This window comes from Runella sp. R5_40 (assembly GCF_057652295.1).
Genome location: NZ_JBYFCH010000036.1, coordinates 27,103 through 50,105 on the forward strand (window position 1 = coordinate 27,103; position 23,003 = coordinate 50,105).

Sequence of the window (23,003 nt, forward strand, 5' to 3'; positions counted from 1 at the left end):
ACCACCATGTCGGACTCAACAAACAACACCCATTTAGAAGCATCCCTTACGCCCACCTTACTTTGGGGGCTGGGCGTCGGTTACGTTATATCAGGAATGTACTTTGGCTGGAATTTTGGCCTTGAAAAAGGCGGCTCCCTCGGCATGGCCCTTGCCACGGGGCTCGTTGTCATTATGTACGTCTGTTTTACGTTTGGCTACGCCGAGCTTTCCTGCGCTATTCCCAAGGCTGGCGGCATTTTTGACTACGCCACTCGCGCATTAGGTCGCGACTGGGGGTTTGTAGCAGGCATTGCTCAAGTCGTTGAATTTGTATTGGCTCCCCCCGCCATCGCCGTTGGAATAGGCGCCCACGTCAATCTTTTTTTCCCCGAATTACCACCCACGTATGCCGCCATCGGTGCATATATCGTATTTACCTCGCTCAACATCATTGGGGTAAAATTGGCCGCTACTTTTGAGCTCTTAATTACCTTTGTTGCCATTGCGGGGCTTTTATTATTTGCCTCCATTACGTTCGGGGCGGTTTCGGTTCAGCATTTATCGCACAATGCCCTACCCAATGGCTGGTCGGGCGTATGGGCTGCCATTCCTTTTGCCATTTGGTTTTTTTTAGGCATCGAAGGACTGGCCAACGCCGCCGAAGAAAGCAAAAACCCCCAACGCGACCTAACACGCGGCTTTGGTTCTGCGATGTTTACCCTCGTCATACTTTGTAGCATTACCTTCATCGGTTCGGTAGGGATTGCGGGCTGGGAGGCTGTCATCTACAAAGCCGATGGCAGTTCTTCAGACTCTCCCTTGCCTTTGGCACTGGCACGCTTGGTCGGTGAGTCTTCAATTTGGTACAGTGCCGTTATTGTAACAGGTTTGTTTGGCTTGGTAGCCTCGTTTCACGGGTTGCTAATGGCAGCTGGACGCGCCACGTTTGAGATGGGCCGCGTTGGGCACTTTCCACGGATTTTGGGTCAAATTCACCCCAAGCTCCAAACCCCCGCCAATGCGTTGTTGGTAAATATGGTAGTCGGAATCATCGTTTTGTTGTCCAATACTTCGGCCGACATCATCGTGTTATCAGTGCTCGGAGCGCTTACCCTTTATGGCTTTGGGAGTATTTGTGTGATACGCCTCCGCCAAAACGAACCCAACCTCCCTCGGCCCTTTCGTGCACCTGCGTATCCCTACATTCCTTGGTGTGCTTTTGGGCTTACTTTGGTGTCATTAATTGCCGTCGTCGTGTCTAATCCCCTCTTGGCCGCTTATTATGTCGGAACACTTGTAGTTAGTTTTACCATTTATTGGGCAATTAGTATGTATCAAAAGGAATAAAAGCCGTTTCAGTAAAAATTTCGCACTTTTTAATTTCATTTTAATAAAGAATGCATTAGCTTTGTTCTCGAATTCAATTCTTTCTCATTCGAGAAATTGGATTTATAGAAATGGTGTGGATAACGTCGGAAAGCTGTTCGAAATTTCGAGCAGCTTTTTGTTTTTTTAGCCCTCCTGATTTCCACCCAAAAGCCCGTACTTTTGTGCCATCAATCATCAAGAGGGCTTATTTATGTGGGATATTTACCTAAAACACTTTAAAGATTTTTTACTCCTCGAACGCGGTCTGGCCGACAACTCCGTGGAAGCTTACGTACGCGATGCCACCAAACTCGCCGAATACGTCGAATTGATGGGAGGAAAAGAAATCACGGCGGTGGTTGAATTCGATATTTTGGGATTTTTGGGCTACCTGCACGATTTGGGACTGGCGGCGCATTCACAAGCACGAATTTTATCAGGTCTTAAAGCATTTTTCAAGTACTTACTTCTCGAAAATATCCTTACAATTGATCCAACCCAACTCATTGAATCTCCCCATTTATCGCGGCATTTGCCCGATGTCCTCACTTACCCCGAAATTTTAGCGTTGTTGGAAGCCAATGACCTTTCGACTCCCGAAGGCATGCGCAACCGTGCCATGTTGGAAGTGCTGTACAGTTCAGGACTGCGGGTATCTGAGTTGGTCGATTTACAAATCACAAATTGTTATTTTGACGCAGGTTTTTTGCGGGTGATTGGAAAAGGAAGCAAGACCCGACTGGTGCCCATTGGCAGCGATGCCGTCAAACAAACTTTGCTTTACGTAAACCATACCCGTAGCGCTCTCGAAGTACAAAAAGGCCACGAAGATTTTGTGTTTTTGAACCGTCGAGGTAAGCAGCTTACCCGCGTCATGGTATTTTTAATCATCAAAAACCTGGTTGAAGTGGCTGGAATACCCAAAAAAGTCAGCCCGCACACTTTTCGTCATTCCTTTGCCACGCACCTCATCGAAGGTGGGGCCGATTTGCGTGCCGTTCAAGAAATGCTCGGCCACGAATCAATCACTACTACCGAAATCTATACCCACCTCGACCGCGAATACCTCCGCGAGGTAGTCACCAAATACCACCCAAGGGCCTAAAAAAAAGTCGCGGGGGGCATGGCCCCCCGCGATCTCCGCTTTTACTTTACCCCTTATTCAAATCACATAAAAACGTGAATTGAGAAGCTTTTTATGCGTTATCACTGCTAGATTTTTCCCCCACGAAATAGTGCTCAGTTTGTTTGAAGAGCAGGTTGAAGGAGGTCATCGAACCGTAAATCTTGGTGATATACTGCTGAATATTCACTTTTTCTTCGTCATCTAATTTACTCGCATTGATACGTTGTTCCAGTACGCGTAGGCGGTCGCGAATCATCACGATTTTATGGAAAAAACTATCAATCGTCATTTCTTTGGGAGCCAAATCACTTCGTCCAGGCTTCAAAATCAATTTTCCACCCTTCCATTTATCTCCCAATGGAACTACTTCGCTCACATCCAACCATTTTTGAAGAATTTTAGTCAAAGATTGTTCTACATCAAAAAGACTAACCAAATCGGTGTCTAATTCAACCGCTTCTACAATCTCTAAAGGAGCGTCCAATTTAATGACCTTGTTCCCGTACTCAATAAATGTGATACTATAACTACTCGACTTCACATTTATCACTACCCCATCTCCAAACTCGCTATGACGTACTCGAGAACCTACTCCTAAAATCTGCTTCATTACAAACTGTTTTTGTGAGCTATGCTATTCTTGTAAACAACTTACGTGCCAAACTCTACTTTACTACTCAAAAATTTTTTTTTGTCTTCTAAATAAAAATGTATCAGTTGGTTACGAATCCGCTTTTTTTACTAATCAACATAACAATATATACCAAAATTAAAGCTTTGAAAGAGAAAATAGCGCATTGACTCATCGGTGAAAAAGTTATTTTACTCGAAGCACACCACTTTTTATAGCGATTCAAAGAAAAAACATAAATTTACCCAAACAAAAAACCTTTCGCTAGCAATGATTCAAACGCGCATTATACCCCGCACGCCCTCGGCTTACGACCCGCCATTGATTATTAAAATGTTGTTTAACCAAGTCACAAAATACAACCCACAACGTGAAATCGTGTACCGTGACTTGTTTCGGATGAATTATACCACCTTTGACAAACGAGTACGTCAACTAGCTAATGTCCTCACCGAAATAGGGGTAAAAGGAGGTGATACGGTGGCCGTTATGGACTGGGATAGCCACCGTTATTTGGAGTGTTTCTTTGCGATACCGTGTTTAGGAGCGGTTTTACATACGATCAATGTTCGGCTTTCGCCCGCCCAAATTCTCTATACCATGAACCACGCCGACGACAAAGTGGTGATTGTGCATGAGGATTTTGTACCCATCATCGAAGCCATCAAAGACCAACTTACTACCGTCGAGAAATTTATCATCGTCAGTGATAAAGTGTATCAAGACCCCAATGCGCCATTGGTCGAAACCTCGTTTCGCCTTGAAGGTGAATACGAAAGCCTCCTTAGTAACGCCTCTGACCAATACGATTTTTCTGATTTTGACGAAAATAGCTTAGCTACAACTTTCTACACCACAGGTACAACGGGAAATCCGAAAGGGGTGTATTTCTCGCATCGACAACTCGTGATGCACACGTTTTGTTTGTTGGCGTATTTTCCTGGCTACCGCGCTTTGCCACTCGACCACCGCGATGTGTATATGCCCATCACGCCCTTGTTCCACGTCCACGGCTGGGGCTTTCCTTACTTGGCAACCATGCTTAACTTTAAACAGGTGTATCCAGGGCGTTACGAACCCGAAATGTTGTTGAGGTTGTTGTTAAAAGAAAAAGTAACCTTCTCTCACTGCGTTCCGACTATTCTCAATATGTTGGTCAACAGCCCCGTAGCGAAACAAGTGGATTTGAGTAAGTGGAGCGTACTGATTGGCGGCTCTGCTCTTACAAAAGGACTGGCCAAAGCCGCGTTAGAACTAGGCATCAACGTGACTCAAGGCTACGGAATGTCAGAAACCGCGCCTATTATGTCGGTGGTACACATGACGGACGAACAACTTCAGTTGAGCATCGATGAACAACTTCCGTTCCGAACCAAAGCGGGGAAAATTGCGCCGTTTGTTGAACTGGATATTATTGACGACGACGGCAATTCACTCCCACACGATGGCGATGCCGTGGGCGAATTGGTCGCACGTGGGCCATGGATGTCACAAGGCTATTATAAAGATGCTGAAGCGTCGGAAAAACTGTGGGCAGGCGGATGGCTACATACGGGCGACGTAGCGGCGATTGGCACCGATTATTACGTCACCATCGCCGACCGCGTCAAGGATGTCATCAAAACGGGCGGTGAATGGGTTTCTTCGCTCGATATTGAGAACTTGCTCTCGCAAGTAGAAGGCGTAGCCGAGTCGGCGGTGATTGGGTTTCCCGACCCCCGTTGGGGAGAACGCCCCCACGCCATTTTGGTCATCAAACCCGATTACCAAGGCAAACTCACACCCGAAGGAATCAAAGCAGGACTCCAAGCACGGGTTGACAGCGGCGAAATCAACAAATGGTACGTGCCTGACAACATTAAATTTGTCCCCGAAATCCCGAAAACGTCGGTGGGTAAAATTGACAAAAAACGGATTCGGGTAGAGATGAAGGAGTTGATTTTGGGCCATTGATAACGGGAAGAAAATTTGAACACAGACTGGACGGAGGAGACAGATTTACAATGGTATGCAATAGAAAAATCAGTGTAAATCCGTTTAATCTGTTGTATCTGTGTTCAAATTTTATGATTTTGTGCAAAATTCCCTTCCCTAATGAGCAAAGCATCTACGAACCCTCCCTCCTCCACGAACACACTTCTTGGCGCTGCCTTTCTGATGGCGACCTCGGCGGTAGGCCCAGGCTTTTTGACCCAAACTACCGTTTTTACCCAGCAACTGCTCGCCAACTTCGGCTTTGTGATTCTGCTTTCGATTTTGCTTGATTTAGGGGCACAGCTCAATATTTGGCGCATCATTGCCATCACCGAAAAACGCGCCCAAGACATCGCCAACGACCTATTTTTTGGCTTGGGTTATTTACTTTCAGCCCTGATAGTCATCGGAGGATTGGCATTTAACATTGGTAACGTCGCAGGGGCAGGCTTAGGAATTGAAGTCATGAGCGGGTTGGATGTCAAGATTGGCGCGTTGGTGAGTGCAGGCATTGGCATCGCCTTGATTCTACTTCCTGAAGCGGGCAAAGCCATGGACAGCTTCGCCAAGTATCTGGGTATCTTAATGTTACTTCTTATCGCTTACGTAGTTTTCTCGGCTTATCCTCCCGTGGGTGAGGCCCTTATACGCACCGTTGCTCCCCAACGATTTGACCCCGTTGCCACCATCACGCTCGTTGGCGGAACCGTCGGCGGGTACATCACTTTTGCGGGCGGCCACCGCTTGCTCGAAGCGGGTATAAAAGGGGCGCAGTACCTTCCCCAAGTCAACCGAAGTGCTACCACAGGTATTTTGGTTACTTCCATCATCCGATATTTCTTATTTTTAGCAACGTTAGGGGTCGTGGCTACGGGACTTACTTTGAGCAAAGACAATCCGCCCGCTTCGGTGTTTCAGTTGGCCGCTGGGCAGGTAGGTTATCGCTTGTTTGGGGTCTTGATGTGGAGTGCCGCCATTACGTCGGTCATTGGTTCGGCTTATACGTCGGTTTCGTTTTTACGAACCTTCCACCCATCCCTCGAACGCAACCACCGTTACCTAACCGTCGCGTTTATTACGGTTTCTACCATTATCTTTTTGGCCGTCGGCAAACCCGTTCAGATTTTGGTGTTTGTCGGTACCGTCAATGGTTTTATTCTACCCATTGCGCTGTCGGTTATGCTCATTGCAGCTCGCAACAAACGATTGGTCGGCAACTACCAACACCCGCTTTGGTTACAACTTGCGGGCTGGCTGGTCGTCCTCATCATGAGCGGCATGGCGATTCAGACGTTGTTGAAATTATAAAAAGCAAGGGGCAAAGCGCAAAAAGCAAGTACAACAAAAACGCATCAACTGTAAACTACAAACCGTAAACAAACATTGAAACGTATCGGTCTTATTTCTGACACCCACCATTTTTTGGACGACGCCGTTTTTACCCACTTTGACCAATGTGACGAAATTTGGCACGCGGGCGACGTGGGTAGCGTCGAAATTTTGGAAAAACTAGCCCAATTTAAACCGCTACGAGCGGTATATGGCAACATCGACGCCAAAGAAGTCCGCTGGCAAGCCCCCGAACACCAACGTTTTGAGCTGGAAGGTTTTCGAGTGTGGATGACGCACATTGGTGGCGCTCCCCCGAAATACAACCCGCACGTTCGGCCAGAGTTGGTCAATGCCACGCCCGATATTTTTGTGTGTGGCCACTCGCACATCCTCCGCGTCATGCGCGACCCGCAGCTTCACAATATGCTTTACCTCAACCCAGGCGCGGCAGGCCGAGAAGGTTTTCACAAAATACGTACCCTATTACGGTTTGTTTTAGACAGCGGTAAAATCAGTCAAATGGAAGTGATTGAGTTGGGAAAACGAGGAGCGATTGGCTGATTATAAATAGTTTTGCTATTCCCATAACCTTCGTTTCCTGCCAAAATACCCCAAAAAGGGGGATGTAGATGCTAGTAATTTTGTTCTACTTCGCAGGAAAACAAAACTTCATCTTCCATGAAACGTCTCTTCCTTCTTTTTGGCTGGTACATTGCTAGTGCCTACGCCCTGCTTCATGCCCAAGGCCGCCTCACTACCGCCCCCGACGGTGGCAATAAAAAAGCCTTTGTTTCTGAATACGTTGGCGTGGTAAAAATCGACATTTCTTATCATCGCCCTGGGGTCAAAGGTCGCGAGGGAAAAATCTGGGGAACGCCCATTGCCCCCTACGGCCTCAATGACTTGGGTTTTGGTACGAGTAAAGCCGCTCCATGGCGCGCAGGTGCCAACGAAAACACGGCCATTTCGTTCTCCTACCCCGTCAAAATCGAAGGAAAAGACCTACCTGCGGGCACCTACGGCCTCCACATGATACTAGGCGCGGACGAAACCACCCTCATTTTTTCAAAAAACCATACCTCTTGGGGTAGTTTTTACTACGACCCCGCCGAAGATGCCCTGCGTGTGGCAGTCAAAAACCAATCGCTTCCCCAAAGTGAAGAATGGCTCAAATACGAGTTCACTGACCAAACCGAAAACGGCGTAACCGTAGCAATGCGGTGGGAAAAACGCCAGATTGCGTTCAAGGTAGAAACCGACGTTCACGCTGCGCAAGTAGCCTCGTTTGCCAACGAACTTCGCAACACGCCTGGGTTTGCATGGCAGGGGTTTGTAGAAGCCGCCAATTACTGCGTTCAACACAACATTGCCTTAGACAAAGCATTGGCTTGGGCCGACCAAGGCATTTCAGCGCCTTTTATCGGGCAAAAAAACTTCCAAACCCTGAGCGCCAAAGCGGGCGTGTTGTTAAAGATGAACAAAACCGCCGATGCCGACGCACTCATGAAGGAAGCCCTGCCACTAGGCTCGATGAACGAACTCCACCAATATGCCCGAACCTTGCTGGCAGCCAAACGCGCCCGAGAAGCCTTTGAGGTATTCAAGGTAAATTATGATAAAAACCCCAACACATTTACCACCAACGTAGGTTTAGCGCGTGGTTATTCGGCCATTGGCGACAGCAAAAAAGCGTTAGAATACATGAAAGCCGCGCTTCCCCAAGCACCCGACGCCCTCAACAAAACCAGCGTCGAAGCCATGATTAAAAAGTTAGAACAAGGTCAAGCCATCAATTAAGCATCAAAAAAGGAGGGCAAGCCCTCCTTTTTTGATTAAAAAGTATTTATTCGACACTCGTCACTCTCCCACTCGACATTCCTATCTTATTCTCCTTCTCCTCGAAATTCATCGGTAATCATTTTCCGAATCATTTGGTGTGGGCGAAGGGAATTGCCTTTCTTGCCCGAACCTGTGGTGAGATAATTAATGCTGCGGTCGGCGGCGGTGGCTGCTTTTAAAGCCAAATTATGTGTATTCATCACCGAGTTTCGAAACTGCGTAAACTCTTCTTCGTTCATCAATTCGCGCGCAATTTCACCTTTGGCGTAACCATCGTTAAAAGACGCAATTCGGCTATCGGTTTGGGCCAAACGCGTAGTTTCAATCAGTTCGTCAAGCTCATTGCGGAGTTTGAGGCGTTCGGCACGTAAGTCGTCCAAATTAGGGAGTATTTCTAGCTCGTGCGCCAAAATATCCTTCTGAGTCGTATCTTCAGCCACTTCTTTTTCGGCACCTTCAATTTCTTTCACCAATTTTTTACGGCGACGACGCAAGCGCCCCAAACGCGGGTCGATTTGTAACCAGCGGTACCAGAAGTTTTGCAAAACGGGCAAGGCCATTCCCAACGAAACAGCACCCGCTAAGGCAAACAAAATTCCACTCAAAACAAACGATGCCAAGGCCCACGGGCTGTTGACCAACCCTAAATTCAGCTCGTCGGAACGTAGCAATTGTTGTTCAATTTTTTGTAACAAGGCTTGCTGCTGCGCGGGCGAAATTGACGCCGTTGGGTCGAGTGGCGTAGCGTTTAACTGCAAGTTTTTCACCGACTTATTGATGGCTTCTTTGAGTTTGTCGGTACGGTACGCCTCGTAACGAAACCAGCCCAAAATCCCCAATGTCACAATCGCAAATCCTGCCAAACCCACCTTAAACCACGCATAACGCGAGCGTGCTTGCTGCGTATGTTGATCGGTGTAGGGTTTTTCAATGAGGCGGTCGTAGGCGGGTTTGAGCAAAATAGAAATCATGGCCAAACCAATGGCAAACGCCCAAGCTTCGTAGTTGTTACGGATGTTGAGGGCATAGGCTACAATTTCGTGCGAGATAATCAAATCGCCAAACACAAAAGCCAAACCTGCCGCAAAGAAAAACAAGCCCGCCAACAGCGAGTACTCCGACTGCGTTTGTTTACGGCGGTTGCGAAGCGCCTCGGTTTCTTCGTCAATTTGGTCACGTTGCATGACTAAATCGGCCAAACGTTTGCTCGATTTGGTAAAACGCTGGACAAATTCTTGCAAATGGTCGTACGCCACCTTGCGTTTTACCGTCGTCTCTTCTATCTGATTTTCAACCCGCTGCACTTCATTGCGACGGTCATTAACTCGTTGCACCAGCCAATTGTAATGTATTTCGCTTGACAAATAGCTTTCGTACGGATTTCGGTTTTCCGATCCTTCAACACCGCTATTGTAGCCGTGCAAAAAATCAGGTTTTTCGGTATGTTGTTGGTTCTCTTCCATGGTTGTTTTTGGCTAAATAAAAAGCACCTACTCAAATCCTTTTTCAAACTCACGCCATTGCTTATCCGTTAGGCGGTCGCGAAGTTGACGTGCCAAGTAAAACTCACTTTCAAACAATTTGATAAGTGCATCGCGGCGGGCGTTCAAACGAGCCACTTCGGCCTCAGCTTTGTTGAGATTGGGCAAAATCTGCCATTTCTGCACCCGTAACGCGTCGATTTCGGCCGTTAGTCGCGCTACTTCGCCGTCCCAAGTTTCCGTTTTGGTTGATTTTTCTTTCTTCAAATTTGTCCCTGTCAACCATATTTTCAAGTCATTTCGCAATACGGTGATATTGCTTAACAACAATTTTCCCGCAAACAAAAACAAGAAAAACACAAAGACAAACAACGCACCTGCCCGCCAAACACCTTGATTTTGAATAGCTTGCACAAACACAAACAAGGCAGCAGCAAACGGCATCCCCACCTCTTCAAGCATTCGCCGCCACGACACGTTGCTTTCCGTATCGTGAAACAACGACACCCGTCCAAACAGGTTGAACATCCCCGCTAAAAACACCCCAACTGCAATCCATTGACTGTTGGGATACAACGGGCGGAGGGTATCGTCAATCAGAAAATAATTCCCCACGCACATCGCCGCCGAAAAGGCCAAACCCACAATTGTACGAGGCAATTGGTGCTCTCCGTCGTGGTTGCGGCTTTCCATATCCGAACATTTTTCCTTGAGCTCGGTGATACGATTTTCCTTTTGCTCAATAAACAGGTTCAATTCTTGAATTTTCTCCCCGTGACGCTCCACTTCCCGTTCCCAATCGGCCGTTTGGTGGACAAAATAATTACGGATAATAGCTACCTTTTCCTCCGCTTTTGACTCAGACAAACCAAAAATCACCCCTTCATCACGCAGCAGGGTTTCATCTTCTAGCCAATTTGGCCACTCGATTTTTTGGCTAGGGGGCGTCATCACCCACGATTTCGTCTCCGACTGAGGCTCTTCCGCAAACAAAGGTTGTGACGGAGCCGCAACCACCGCAGGCATGATAGAACCCGTAGTGGGTAACGTAGGCATAGTCGCCGTTACGGGCGCAGGCATTGGAGCAGCGACCTTGGGTGGCTCCAATTCATCAAAAGACACCAATTCGGGGTCTTTTTGAAAGTTATCGCGACTAAAATAGGCTTTGACACGTTCAAAGAAGCTCATATTGGATGGTTTGGGCTGTTAAATGCGTATTGTTAATCACAAATTGATACTTAAAAACTCGAAGTTGGCAAAATTTATTGTTTTACTCCCCAAAAATGGGACGAATGGCGCAATTTAAGACGTAGAATTGACTTTTTAACTTTCAAAACAAAAACTAACATTTTGGCCCTAGCCCTGTAAAACTTTTATTGTCTAATTTATGTATTACATTTGTACCATACATGCCAAATACTGCAAGGACATGAAAACAATAGACACTCCCAAAAACAATACCTTCAAGAAGGGCAGCAAACAGTCTAACATGGCCTCAAAAATGTTAGATAATAAAAAGGCTATTTTTGCCCATTTTCGCGGCGAAATAACCAGCGAAGAATTAAATGCAAAAGGCATCAAGCTCAGTTAGACACTACAGTTACACCCACACTTCGAGTCAATTTGCTACTATATTCGAATTCACGACTGATTCGGGGCTAGTCTATGGCGTTTATTTTGTTGGAGGCGAGAAATACCTAGGTGGCAACCCAAATTACCGTGGATACATTAAAGAATTTGGTTTCGATACCATATCAGCCAATCATACATCAGAAGTTCCTACACGAGATGTAAGGATAAAATATACCATCCTAGCCATATTGAAAGAATATATAGATAATAATATTCACTCAAGCATCATTTATGTTTGCGACTATAGCGATGGAAGGCAGCAAAAAAGAAGTAAGCTATTTAACAGATGGTTTGATGACGCTGAAAACTCCGAATACAAACCAGACGTGTCTATTACAAAGTATATAATTCCTGTTGATGTTGAAAACGAATATGGGGAAACAGTCAAAACAGACGTGGTTCTGTTGAATCTTGAAACATGCCTGTTTAGTAAAGAATTTGTCAGTTATCTTCTGAGCGACTAGTAGTCCTCCCCCTTGTCTTGGGTCATAAATACTACCAGATACAAGGCTTTTCCCGATACCTTGCAAGTAAGTGGGTCGTTTAGCTCTCCTATTGTTTCGCTGTACAAATAAGCGGGTTTCTAAAACAAAAACTCCTCGCTGAGTAAGTTCAGTGAGGAGTTTCGACTAGGTCAGACGATAGTCAGACCGATGCTCTTACTATAGCTAAAGTCTGACTAGCGTCTGACTTATTTTGTAGCGATTTTTAATTCGTCTAGTTGTTTTTGGTCAATCGTCGATGGCGAATCAATCATCACGTCGCGGCCAGAGTTGTTTTTCGGGAACGCAATAAAGTCACGAATTGAATCTGCCCCTCCGAAGATTGAACACAGACGGTCGAATCCAAAGGCGATACCCGCGTGTGGCGGCGCTCCAAACTCAAACGCATCCATCAAGAACCCAAACTGTGCTTTGGCTTCTTCAGGCGTAAAGCCCAAGATTTCAAACATTTGCATCTGTAACGGACGTTGGAAAATCCGCACTGAGCCTCCACCTACTTCCGTTCCGTTGATCACCATGTCGTAGGCATTGGCACGAACCGCGCCTAAATCCGTTGCTAACAACGGAATGTCTTCGGGTTTGGGGCTAGTAAACGGATGGTGCATCGCAAACCAACGTTGATCCTCTTCACCGTACTCCAACAATGGAAAATCAACCACCCAAAGTACTTTGTACTCGTCAGGATTGCGCAAGCCCAAACGGCTACCCATTTCCAAACGAAGTTCATTGAGTTGCTTACGGGTTTTATTAGCTTCGCCCGCCAAAATCAAGAACAAGTCGCCTGGCTCGGCACCAAACGCCTCGGCCCATTTTTTGAGGTCTTCTTCACTGTAAAATTTATCTACCGACGATTTGATGGTTCCGTCAGCGTTGTAACGCGCGTACACTAGCCCTTTGGCACCAATTTGAGGACGTTTTACCCATTCTGTCAACTCGTCGATTTGCTTGCGGGTGTAGTCGGCGCATCCTTTGGCACAAATCCCTACGACTAATTCAGCCGCATCAAAAACCGCAAAGTTTTTACCCGAAATCAAGTCAATATCGCCCTTCAACTCCACGAACTCCATGCCAAAACGCACGTCGGGTTTGTCTGAACCGTACTTTTTCATGGCCGTTGCGTAGGTCATGCGAGGTACTTCGGGAAGGTCAATTCCTTTGACAGCTTTAAATAAGTGACGAATCAATCCCTCAAACATTTGCAATACGTCTTCCTGCGTTACAAACGACATTTCGCAGTCGATTTGCGTAAATTCAGGCTGACGGTCGGCACGAAGGTCTTCGTCACGGAAACACTTTACAATCTGGAAGTAACGGTCGAAGCCCGATACCATCAACAATTGTTTAAAGGTTTGCGGTGATTGTGGCAAGGCATAAAACTCCCCTGGGTTCATGCGGCTTGGCACCACAAAATCGCGTGCCCCTTCAGGGGTTGATTTAATCAACACAGGTGTTTCTACCTCAATGAAGTTTTGCGCATCCATAAAAATGCGCGTTTGTTGCGCTACTTTGTGACGCAATTCGAGGTTTTTGCGCACCGTATTACGACGTAAATCTAAGTAACGGTACTTCATACGAAGTTCGTCACCACCGTCGGTTTCGTCTTCAATCAAAAAAGGCGGTAATTTAGCAGGGTTCAACACCTCCAAACTACTCAATTTCAATTCAATATCTCCCGTTGGGATTTTATCGTTTTTGGCAAAGCGTTCAGAGACTGTACCAGAGACCTGAATAACGAATTCGCGGCCAAGCTCACGAACTTTGGCAATGATGTCAGCGGCTGTTTTTCCTTCTTCCACCATCAACTGCGTAATGCCGTAGCGGTCACGCAAATCAATCCATATCATACCTCCTTTATCGCGGATACGCTGAACCCAACCGCTTAGGGTAACTTCTTTATTTACATCCGAAATGCGGAGTTCACCGCAAGTGTGCGTTCTAAGCATAGAATATTATTTCTTAAATTCCTCAAAAAGTCCGCAAAAGTACGGAATAAATAATAAAAACCTTATACGTTTGAGTAGGATGATGGGAAGTAAACCTATAAGATTTGGGCAAAAACAAAGAAGGGCAAGCGGAGAACCCCGTTTGCCCTTTGATTTGACACATTGTTATGACCAATTAGAATCGGATTTTCAATATATCAGTGGAGTGTTGCAATTAAGCAAGCTTAACGTTGGTGGCGTTGATGCCTTTTTTCCCTTGGACTTTATCAAACGTTACAGTATCTCCTTCGGTGATTTTGTCAACCAAGCCAGATACGTGTACGAAAATTTCTTGTCCACCGCTAACGATGAAGCCAAATCCTTTTGATTCGTTGAAGAACTTTACTGTTCCAGTTTCCATTACAAAATAAATTAAAAAAATGAATGATTGGCGTACTGCCAATACAAAAGTAGAGAATTAAAATTATAAAATAATTTTTTTGTGCGTTTTTTAGTTTCTGGCAGCCTAGAACTTGTTTATTCTGCTTTCCGTTATTTACTTTGAGCAATAACGCTGCTGATTTTTCTCCTTTAACCAAGTACGTCTTTGAACCAAGTAATTGACAACCACGGGCGCCCCATCAACTACTTACGGCTGGCAGTAACCGACCGCTGTAACTTGCGTTGTTTTTATTGTATGCCCGAGGAAGGCATCAAATATGTGCCCAAACCGCATCTTCTGACGTGGGAAGAAATGGAGCGTGTTATTCGCATTTTAGTACGCATGGGGGTGGACAAAGTTCGGATTACGGGGGGAGAGCCTTTTGTACGGCGAGGAATTATGGAGTTTTTGGAAGAACTCAGTCAAATCGAAGGTTTACAGCAAATCAATATCACGACCAACGGGGTGCTCACTGCGCCGTTAGTGCCTGATTTAAAAAGAATTGGGATTAAATCGGTCAACCTCAGTTTAGATAGTCTCGACCGTCAACGCTTTTTTGACATTACGCGTCGCGATGAATTTCCGAACGTGTGGCAAACGTTTGAAGCCCTGCAAGCCCACAACATTTCGACCAAAATAAACACGGTGGTCATGTCAGGAAAAAATACGGACGACATTATCCCAATGGCCGAGCTCACGCGCCACTCCCCCGTCAGTGTACGTTTTATTGAAGAAATGCCTTTCAATGGCGACGGTGCGCACGAATACCAAGAATTTTGGAATTATCGTCGAATTTTGGACGAGCTAAAAAAAGCCTATCCTGGCATTTATAAACTCCCCGACCCTCCTGCCTCCACGTCTTACAATTATCAAATTCCTGGGCACCAAGGTACGATTGGCATCATTGCGGCCTTCAGTCGCACGTTTTGTGGTACGTGTAATCGGCTTCGCCTAACCCCACAAGGTCAGTTCAGGACGTGTCTATACGACGATGGAGTTTTTAACATTCGTGACTTGATTCGGCAGGGGCTCAACGACGAGACCCTCCAAACGTACATTTACGAAGCATTACAAAACAGGGCAAAAGATGGCTTTGAAGCCGAAGCTAGACGTAAAGTGGGTGTGGTTTCGGAATCTATGTCAACCATTGGAGGGTAATAATCCCTCTTTTTTTATTCATCATCAATTTTCACGTTCTTCCAGTTTTCTCCCGACCGAATACGATTGAGCTGAGTGTGCGTAATCCCAAATTGCTTTGCAATCATTTTTAAGCGGTTTTTATCACTTTTCAGCATCTTCTTAATCATCCTTACCTTGGGTTCGGTAAGCTTGTAATTACGGGTACGTATCGGAATCTGGCGATTGATTACCGCTGGGTTGTTGCGGTTGTGCTCCACCATTTCGTCCTTGGTCACCCATTTTAGGTTTTCGGCACGGTTATTTTGTTTATCAAAATCTAAGTGAATAACATACTTAGCATTTTCACTTTCTTTTTTTACAAACAAATCAGCCACTAATTTATGCACATATCTGTTGATGGTTTTGCCCCCTGTAATGCGAATATTTAAGGAGCGATACCCCTGAATCACAGACCCTTTGATTACTTTCCCTTGATTATCTTCTCCCTGAAAGCTCGCCAAGCGGCCATAGTTAGACACTCTATAATGGGGCGGATTTTCAACTCCTTCAAACTCAATTCGTACCCACTTCTCGTTCCAGTAGTTTGCTATTTTATTATCAGCCATGGTTCTTGTGTTGTTGATTTTTTCAATCCCAGCAATCGTACTTTTTCAATACATTTGTGCATTGTCAGTACAACTAACTTGTGCTTTTTATTGTTTTAAAATTACTATCAATCAAGTCTTAAAATGAAAAAAACGCTCATCCTTGGGGCTTCTACCAACCCAGAACGCTACGCATTTCTTGCGGCACATCGTATTAGCAATCACGGCCATCCCATTGAGTTGGTAGGTCTCAAAGAGGGCGTTGTTGCGGGTCAACAGATACATACTGACAAACCAGCCTTTGACGATATTGATACAGTTAGCTTATACGTTGGGCCACGCAATCAACCCGAATGGTACGATTACATTGTGTCATTACATCCAAAACGAGTTATTTTTAACCCTGGCACAGAAAATGATGAGTTTGTCGCTTTGTTAACACAAAACGGAATCGAAGCCCAAGAAGCCTGTACACTTGTGCTTCTTTCGATTAATGCGTATTAAGCCTATATTTTAGTGTTTGATAGCGGGTAAGTCAGTGGTAAGGTGTGGTTTTGGTTGGTAAGTAGGATTACCCTTATCAAACACTAAGTTAATGAAATGGTTTTCAAATCAAACAAGATATTCTTTTTTTTTATTATTCTCTCTCCAATACTATCCCTAAAAGAACGCTTTTTGTCCTTACTTACTCTATTAGTGGTGAAAAACTTCTGTTTCTACTTCCCGCACCTCTACTTGGCCCTCTGCGTTAATCTCAATCAGTTGCAAACGTTTTACCTCATTGATGAGTAGCGGGTCGTATTTGGCCGTCACACGCACGTAGTTTTCGGTAAAGCCTTGCATATTACCATCCACCACTTCATCCTCAAACAGCACCGTCCGCTCGGTGCCTAATTGGCCTTCATAAAACGCCCTACGTTTTTTATCTGACAAAATATGGAGCATTTTTGACCGCTCTGCCCGCTGCGACTGCGGCACAACTGGCTTGATACCAACCGCCAACGTATTGGGGCGTTCGGAGTAGGTAAATACGTGTAAGTACGAAATCGGAAGCTCATTCAAGAAGTTATATGTTTCCAAAAACTCTTCTTTTGTCTCGCCAGGGTGCCCTACAATGACATCCACGCCAATACAGCAGTCTGGCATCAATTCCTTGATTTTCGTCACTCTATCTACGTACAACTCACGACGGTAACGACGGCGCATCAAGCCCAATACTTTGTTTGAACCTGATTGAAGTGGAATATGGAAATGAGGTACAAAACGCTTTGATTGAGCCACAAAGGCGATAATTTCGTCTGTCAACAAATTGGGTTCAATCGAAGAAATACGAAAACGCTCAATGCCCTCTACTTCGTCTAGCGCTTGTACAAGTTCAAAAAATGTTTCGGTACGCTTGCCGTCATGAAGGCCAAAATCACCAATATTTACACCCGTAAGCACAATTTCTTTTACCCCCCGTGCTGCAATTTCGTGTGCCGCTTTTACCACATTTTCTACGGTATCAGAGCGGCTTTTTCCCCTTGCCAGCGGAATGGTACAATACGCACACGGATAGTCACAGCCGTCTTGCACCTTCAAAAAAGTGCGCGTACGGTCATTGAGAGAATACGAAACATGGTAGTCAACGGCCTCTTCAATCGGTGATGCCATCACACGCCCAGGCTGCGCAACGGGCGCTTTGACAAATCCATCCAATAAATCTATCAACCGAAACTTTTCGGCGGCTCCAAGTACGGCATCCACGCCTGGAATTTCAGAAATTTCTTGCGGTTTTAATTGCGCATAGCAGCCAATGATAGCTACATAACCGTTGGGATTTATCCCTTGCGCTTCTCTGACGATTTTACGGCATTTTTTGTCGGCATTGTCTGTAACCGAACAAGTATTGATGATGAAGATATCGGGCTGTTCGTTAAAGGCTACCTTTTGATACCCTTTTTGCTCAAACATCCTTGATATACTGGAAGTTTCGGAATAATTGAGCTTACACCCCAATGTATAAAATGCAACTTTTTTCATGGTGCAAAATTAGTGATAATACTCGTTTGGGCGACAAACAATCCATATATTCGTCAAATCCTTCAATGGAAACCCATAACTTTGTCAATCAAACAAAAAAAATATATGTTTGGTGCCTATTCCAAAAACAGTTGATTTTCATTCTAATTACCCGATACTTCATTTATGGCAAATATGAGATTCAAGGCCCTTGAAACGGCCCATAACCGCGCAACAATCAGTGTAACACCCCCAAGCGATAAAGTAGCCGATTATTACGGTTCATATACTTTCAGCGACGACGTTATGAAGTCGCTACTCACGCCCGAAGCCTATTACAAAGTTTCTAATGCCATTAAGTCGGGTTCTCGAATTGACCGTGAAATTGCCGATGAAGTAGCCGCAGCCATGAAATCGTGGGCAACTTCCAAAGGCGCGACGCATTATACCCACTGGTTTCAACCTTTAACGGGCGGAACTGCCGAAAAACACGACGCGTTTTTTGACGTCACAGCTCAAGGAAAAGCCATTGAAAAGTTTAAAGGAAGTGCATTGGTGCAGCAAGAGCCCGACGCCTCTTCTTTTCCGAGCGGGGGCTTACGGGCAACATTTGAGGCTCGGGGCTATACGGGTTGGGACCCTAGCTCTCCCGCTTTTTTGATGGACAATGGCGCAGGGGGTAAAACGCTCTGTATTCCGTCGGTCTTCATTTCTTACACAGGGGAGGCATTGGATTACAAAACGCCCATTTTACGTGCCCTTCATGTGCTCGACAAAGCCGCCACGGCTGTGATGTATTACTTCGACCGCAATGTGGAAAAAGTAACGGCAACCCTCGGCGCGGAACAAGAATATTTTTTGGTTGATAAAGCCCTTTACTACGCTCGGCCTGACCTCATGATGTCGGGAAGAACCGTTTTTGGACACTCTCCTGCCAAAGGTCAACAATTGGAAGACCACTACTTCGGCTCTATTCCGCCCCGCGTAAATGCGTTTATGGTTGATTTTGAGTACGAAGCTTGGAAATTGGGGATTCCTGTGCGTACACGTCACAATGAGGTAGCCCCAGGGCAGTTTGAATGTGCGCCTACGTTTGAAGAACTCAACTTGGCCATCGACCACAACGCGCTGTTGATGGACTTGATGCACAAAGTAGCCGAAAAGCATAATTTTAAAGTTCTTTTCCACGAAAAACCGTTTGCGGGTATCAATGGTAGTGGAAAACACAACAACTGGTCGATGATGACCGATACAGGCGTGAACTTGTTGGCGCCTAGTAGCAAACCCAAAGAAACGCTTCGTTTCTTGACGTTTATGATGAACACCGTAAAGGCCGTTCACGACCACGCTGATTTGTTGCGGGCCTCGATTGCTTCCGCTGGCAACGAATACCGCTTGGGTGCCAACGAAGCCCCTCCTGCCATTGTCTCCGTTTTCTTAGGCGATGAGCTAATTCGCTTGCTCGAAACGCTTGAAAACCGTGGGGAAATTCAGCTTGAAAAAGGAGACAACGTATTTTATAAACTGGGAATTACGCGCACTCCTCCCCTCATGCGCGACAATACCGACCGCAACCGTACATCGCCGTTTGCTTTTACAGGAAATAAGTTTGAGTACCGCGCCGTAGGTGGAAGCGCCAACAGCGCCTCTCCAATGATTATCCTTAATACAATTGTGGCAAACCAACTCCAAGAGTTCCGCAAAGAACTCGAAGTGCGCCTCGAAGCTGGGGAGAAAAAAGAATTGGCGATTGTGGACATTCTGAAAAACTACTACCGCCATTCCAAGCGTATTTTGTTTCAAGGAAACGGGTATTCTGAGGATTGGATTCAGGAAGCGGCCGAACGTGGACTCACGAATATTGCCTCTACCCCCGTTGCGCTTGAAAAATACATCGAACCGTCGGCGATTGCAGTACTCGAAAAAATGGGTGTCTTAACCGAACGCGAAGTACACGCACGCTACGAAATTGAGCTCGAAAACTATATCAAAAAAGTCCAGATTGAGTCAAGGGTAATTGGTGATTTGGCCCTCAACCATGTGGTTTCAACGACAGTAAAGTATCAGTTTCAGTTGGCCCAAACTGCCAAAGCACTGGTAGAACTTGATTTGACGGAAGAAGCTCAGCCCCTAAAGGAATTGATTAAGGAAGTATCTCAACGGGTATTGACCATCAAACAATCGGTGGATGCAATGACCGAAGCCCGCAAAAAGGCAAATAATACCGAAGACCTCGTGGAGCGCGCCGTGTTGTACGGTTCTGAAGTGAAGGACTATTTTGAAAAAATTCGCTACGAAGTTGATAAGCTCGAATTGCTCATCGACGATGAAGACTGGCCACTTGTCAAATACCGCGAAATGCTTTTTGTAAAATAATATTCAATACCTTTTGTAAAATAATCTTCAATACCTTCCCGAAAGTTTAAAACTTTCGGGAAGGGCATAGTCAACTAACATTCTTATGGTCTCAGAATTTGGGGTAATTCTTTTGTTCATTTTTGCGGCGATTGCGCTTATTGCGGTGATGCTCACGCTTGCCAAAGTAATACGCCCTCATCGCCCCAATGAGGAAAAGCTTACTACTTACGAATCGGGGGAAGACCCACTCGGAAATGCCAATGTGCAGTTTAACGTCCGTTTTTACGTGATTGCCATCGTTTTTCTTCTTTTTGAAGTGGAACTCATTTTCCTTTTTCCGTGGGCAGTGGTTTTTGGGCAAGCAAACCTCATTCGTCAAACCGATGGGCTGTGGGGCTGGTTTTCGCTGGTAGAAATGTCTTTGTTTGTCGGAATACTTATTTTAGGATTGGCCTACGCTTGGAGTAAAGGCTACTTAGATTGGGTTCGTCCGCGTCCAGAACTCCCCGACGTTCAGACGAAAGTTCCCTCACAACTTTACCAAAAAATCAACGACAAATACGCCCCAAAGAAATAAGCAATGTACCAAAAAGCGAAGTCCCACCAAGATTACAAACCTCGGTGGGACTTCCTTTTTGGCGTTCATCAACTTAGTTGACTCCTACCAATTCAATTTCAAACACTAAATCCTGCCCAGCCAGTGGGTGATTTGCGTCCACGATAATTTGGGTCTCGTTTACTTGCACCACCGTCACAGGAATCGGCTGTGGATTTCCGTCTTGGTGCATGTTCAATTGCATACCTACCTCAAACGGAATATCGGCGGGAAGTTCAGAACGTTCAAAAGGCAAAATGAGCTCTTCTTGTGCTGGCCCGTACGCCTCTTCTACTGGAATATGCACTGTTTTTTTATCTCCAATGGTCATTCCTTGAATCCCGTTATCAAACCCAGGAATCACCATGCCCGAGCCTAATTGAAATTGCAGAGGTTCGCGACCTTCTGACGAGTCGAACAACGTACCGTCGGTCAACGTCCCTTTGTAGTGTACCTGTACGGTATCACCTGCTTTTGCTACACTCATGTTAGTTATTTTTGAATTAAATGGTTCTTAATAAGCCCGCGCAAACAATACCCGCCGCGTTGAAGGTTTGCCCGTCAGGATACATGTTCCTTCTTCTTCTGGTGCATTGTATGGAATACAACGAATGGTGGCTTTCGTTTCGTCTTTAATACGGTCTTCGGTTTCCGACGTACCATCCCAGTGAGCCAACACAAATCCTCCCTTTTCGTCAAGAACTTGTTTAAACTCCTCATACGTATCCACCTTGTGGGTATTTGTTTCGCGGAATGCCAAGGCTTTTTGGTAGATATTTTTCTGAATATCTTCCAACAATTGCTCAATGTACTCCACAATTCCTTCAAGCGAAACCGTCGTTTTCTCTTTCGTATCACGACGCGCAATTTCAACCGTGCCATTCTCCAAATCGCGCGCACCCATGGCCAACCGAACAGGCACACCACGGAGTTCATATTCAGCAAATTTCCAACCAGGTTTGTTCGCATCCGAATCGTCAAACTTCACACTGATTCCAATGCGCTTTAAGCCCTTCATAATTTCTTTTACTTTTTCAGAAATTTGGCCTAATTGCTCTTCGTTACGGTAAATAGGCACAATGACCACTTGAATTGGTGCCAATTTTGGAGGCAAAACCAAGCCTGAGTCGTCCGAATGTGCCATCACAAGCGCACCCATCAAACGCGTACTCACGCCCCAAGAAGTACCCCACACGTATTCTAAGCCACCGCCTTTGCTTTGGAATTTTACATCAAATGCTTTGGCAAAATTTTGTCCTAAAAAGTGAGATGTTCCTGCTTGCAGGGCTTTTCCATCTTGCATCATGGCTTCGATACACAATGTTTCTTCAGCACCAGCAAAACGCTCATTTTCTGTTTTGTAACCTTTTATTACGGGCATCGCCATCCATTCTTCGGCAAAGCGGGCATATACCTCCAACATCTGACGGGTTTCGGCCATGGCTTCGTCGGCTGTAGCGTGCGCCGTGTGGCCTTCTTGCCAAAGGAATTCGGCTGTGCGTAAAAACAAGCGCGTACGCATTTCCCAACGCACGACGTTGGCCCATTGATTAATCAACAATGGCAAATCGCGGTACGACTGAATCCAGTTTTTATACGTACTCCAAATCACCGTTTCCGACGTTGGGCGCACGATTAGCTCTTCTTCTAGTTTGGCATCTGGATCCACAATTACCCCACTCCCATCTGGGGCATTTTTGAGGCGATAGTGCGTTACGACCGCACACTCTTTGGCAAAACCCTCCACGTGGCTTGCTTCTTTACTCAAATATGATTTGGGAATAAAAAGCGGAAAATACGCATTGGTATGCCCCGTTTCTTTGAACATATCATCGAGGGCGCGCTGCATTTTTTCCCAAATAGAAAAACCGTACGGTTTTATCACCATACACCCTCTTACCGCCGAATTTTCGGCCAAATCTGCTCTTTTAACTAATTCGTTGTACCACTCAGAATAATTATCGCCACGGCTCGGAATCGCGTTTGCCATCGTTAGTATTTGTTACAGGTTTACTCTTGAACTTTACAGTCACTTAGTTGACTTTTTCTTATTTTTGATTGTCGAATGCGCCTTCTACCAATTTAAAATTTTT

At 45.6% G+C, this 23,003-nt stretch carries 21 protein-coding genes; 12 read left to right on the forward strand and 9 right to left on the reverse strand.

From position 1 onward, the window contains the following. Positions 1-6: 6 nt before the first annotated feature. Both eat and xerD read left to right on the forward strand, forming a co-directional pair. On the forward strand, positions 7-1,329 hold the full coding sequence (gene eat, locus AC23N5_RS29965; protein WP_183971231.1) for an ethanolamine permease: 1,323 nt from the start codon (positions 7-9) through the stop codon (positions 1,327-1,329). A 232-nt stretch (positions 1,330-1,561) separates the two neighbouring features. After that, positions 1,562-2,455 carry a site-specific tyrosine recombinase XerD gene (xerD, locus tag AC23N5_RS29970; protein ID WP_183971230.1) on the forward strand — a complete coding sequence of 298 codons (894 nt, stop codon included), beginning with the start codon at positions 1,562-1,564 and terminating at the stop codon, positions 2,453-2,455. 91 nt (positions 2,456-2,546) lie between these two features. On the opposite strand, the gene AC23N5_RS29975 is transcribed toward xerD, so the two are convergent. Next, the gene (locus AC23N5_RS29975) at positions 2,547-3,086 is read right to left on the reverse strand and encodes a hypothetical protein (RefSeq protein WP_487758342.1); all 540 of its coding nucleotides are present in this window, start codon (positions 3,084-3,086) and stop codon (positions 2,547-2,549) included. 291 nt (positions 3,087-3,377) lie between these two features. On the opposite strand from AC23N5_RS29975, the gene AC23N5_RS29980 reads away from it, so the two are divergent. From AC23N5_RS29980 to AC23N5_RS29995, 4 genes are all read left to right on the forward strand, one after another. Next, complete coding sequence (locus tag AC23N5_RS29980) at positions 3,378-5,060, forward strand: fatty acid--CoA ligase (RefSeq protein ID WP_183971228.1); 1,683 nt, start codon at positions 3,378-3,380, stop codon at positions 5,058-5,060. A gap of 141 nt (positions 5,061-5,201) precedes the next feature. Continuing rightward, entirely contained in the window at positions 5,202-6,389 is a 1,188-nt protein-coding gene (locus AC23N5_RS29985; RefSeq protein ID WP_487758343.1) for an NRAMP family divalent metal transporter, read from the forward strand. Between the two features lie 75 nt (positions 6,390-6,464). Then, complete coding sequence (locus AC23N5_RS29990) at positions 6,465-6,974, forward strand: metallophosphoesterase family protein (RefSeq protein WP_487758344.1); 510 nt, start codon at positions 6,465-6,467, stop codon at positions 6,972-6,974. Between the two features lie 117 nt (positions 6,975-7,091). Next, positions 7,092-8,210, forward strand: a complete 1,119-nt coding sequence (locus AC23N5_RS29995; protein ID WP_487758345.1) for a DUF2911 domain-containing protein — start codon at positions 7,092-7,094, stop codon at positions 8,208-8,210. An 86-nt stretch (positions 8,211-8,296) separates the two neighbouring features. Here the strand turns inward: AC23N5_RS29995 and AC23N5_RS30000 are convergent, their stop codons facing one another. Both AC23N5_RS30000 and AC23N5_RS30005 read right to left on the reverse strand, forming a co-directional pair. Further along, positions 8,297-9,715, reverse strand: coding sequence for a hypothetical protein (locus tag AC23N5_RS30000; RefSeq protein ID WP_487758346.1), 1,419 nt, complete (start codon positions 9,713-9,715; stop codon positions 8,297-8,299). 27 nt (positions 9,716-9,742) lie between these two features. Beyond that, positions 9,743-10,921: a hypothetical protein gene (locus AC23N5_RS30005; protein WP_487758347.1), complete on the reverse strand. Its 1,179-nt coding sequence runs from the start codon at positions 10,919-10,921 to the stop codon at positions 9,743-9,745. A gap of 241 nt (positions 10,922-11,162) precedes the next feature. Between AC23N5_RS30005 and AC23N5_RS30010 the strand changes: the two genes are divergently transcribed. Together AC23N5_RS30010 and AC23N5_RS30015 are read left to right on the forward strand one after the other, a co-directional pair. Continuing rightward, entirely contained in the window at positions 11,163-11,324 is a 162-nt protein-coding gene (locus AC23N5_RS30010; protein WP_183971222.1) for a hypothetical protein, read from the forward strand. Next, positions 11,299-11,829 carry a DUF6169 family protein gene (locus AC23N5_RS30015; RefSeq protein ID WP_487758348.1) on the forward strand — a complete coding sequence of 177 codons (531 nt, stop codon included), beginning with the start codon at positions 11,299-11,301 and terminating at the stop codon, positions 11,827-11,829. Before AC23N5_RS30010 ends, AC23N5_RS30015 begins: the two co-directional genes overlap by 26 nt. 227 nt (positions 11,830-12,056) lie before the next feature. On the opposite strand, the gene aspS is transcribed toward AC23N5_RS30015, so the two are convergent. Both aspS and AC23N5_RS30025 read right to left on the reverse strand, forming a co-directional pair. Then, positions 12,057-13,811 carry an aspartate--tRNA ligase gene (gene aspS / locus AC23N5_RS30020; RefSeq protein ID WP_487758349.1) on the reverse strand — a complete coding sequence of 585 codons (1,755 nt, stop codon included), beginning with the start codon at positions 13,809-13,811 and terminating at the stop codon, positions 12,057-12,059. A gap of 214 nt (positions 13,812-14,025) precedes the next feature. After that, positions 14,026-14,211, reverse strand: coding sequence for a cold-shock protein (locus tag AC23N5_RS30025; RefSeq protein WP_028521824.1), 186 nt, complete (start codon positions 14,209-14,211; stop codon positions 14,026-14,028). Positions 14,212-14,397: 186 nt separating this feature from the next. On the opposite strand from AC23N5_RS30025, the gene moaA reads away from it, so the two are divergent. Next, entirely contained in the window at positions 14,398-15,390 is a 993-nt protein-coding gene (moaA, locus tag AC23N5_RS30030; protein ID WP_183971219.1) for a GTP 3',8-cyclase MoaA, read from the forward strand. Positions 15,391-15,404: 14 nt separating this feature from the next. On the opposite strand, the gene AC23N5_RS30035 is transcribed toward moaA, so the two are convergent. Further along, positions 15,405-15,977: an HNH endonuclease gene (locus AC23N5_RS30035; RefSeq protein ID WP_183971218.1), complete on the reverse strand. Its 573-nt coding sequence runs from the start codon at positions 15,975-15,977 to the stop codon at positions 15,405-15,407. Between the two features lie 123 nt (positions 15,978-16,100). On the opposite strand from AC23N5_RS30035, the gene AC23N5_RS30040 reads away from it, so the two are divergent. Next, positions 16,101-16,460: a CoA-binding protein gene (locus AC23N5_RS30040; RefSeq protein WP_183971217.1), complete on the forward strand. Its 360-nt coding sequence runs from the start codon at positions 16,101-16,103 to the stop codon at positions 16,458-16,460. Positions 16,461-16,649: 189 nt separating this feature from the next. On the opposite strand, the gene mtaB is transcribed toward AC23N5_RS30040, so the two are convergent. Beyond that, positions 16,650-17,978 carry a tRNA (N(6)-L-threonylcarbamoyladenosine(37)-C(2))-methylthiotransferase MtaB gene (gene mtaB, locus AC23N5_RS30045; protein WP_487758350.1) on the reverse strand — a complete coding sequence of 443 codons (1,329 nt, stop codon included), beginning with the start codon at positions 17,976-17,978 and terminating at the stop codon, positions 16,650-16,652. 165 nt (positions 17,979-18,143) lie between these two features. On the opposite strand from mtaB, the gene AC23N5_RS30050 reads away from it, so the two are divergent. Beyond that, positions 18,144-20,333: a glutamine synthetase III family protein gene (locus AC23N5_RS30050; protein ID WP_183971215.1), complete on the forward strand. Its 2,190-nt coding sequence runs from the start codon at positions 18,144-18,146 to the stop codon at positions 20,331-20,333. Between the two features lie 85 nt (positions 20,334-20,418). After that, positions 20,419-20,892, forward strand: a complete 474-nt coding sequence (locus AC23N5_RS30055) for an NADH-quinone oxidoreductase subunit A (protein WP_183971214.1) — start codon at positions 20,419-20,421, stop codon at positions 20,890-20,892. A gap of 73 nt (positions 20,893-20,965) precedes the next feature. On the opposite strand, the gene AC23N5_RS30060 is transcribed toward AC23N5_RS30055, so the two are convergent. After that, on the reverse strand, positions 20,966-21,397 hold the full coding sequence (locus AC23N5_RS30060; RefSeq protein ID WP_183971213.1) for an FKBP-type peptidyl-prolyl cis-trans isomerase: 432 nt from the start codon (positions 21,395-21,397) through the stop codon (positions 20,966-20,968). 27 nt (positions 21,398-21,424) lie between these two features. Continuing rightward, entirely contained in the window at positions 21,425-22,900 is a 1,476-nt protein-coding gene (gene proS / locus AC23N5_RS30065; protein WP_487758351.1) for a proline--tRNA ligase, read from the reverse strand. Positions 22,901-23,003: the final 103 nt, after the last annotated feature.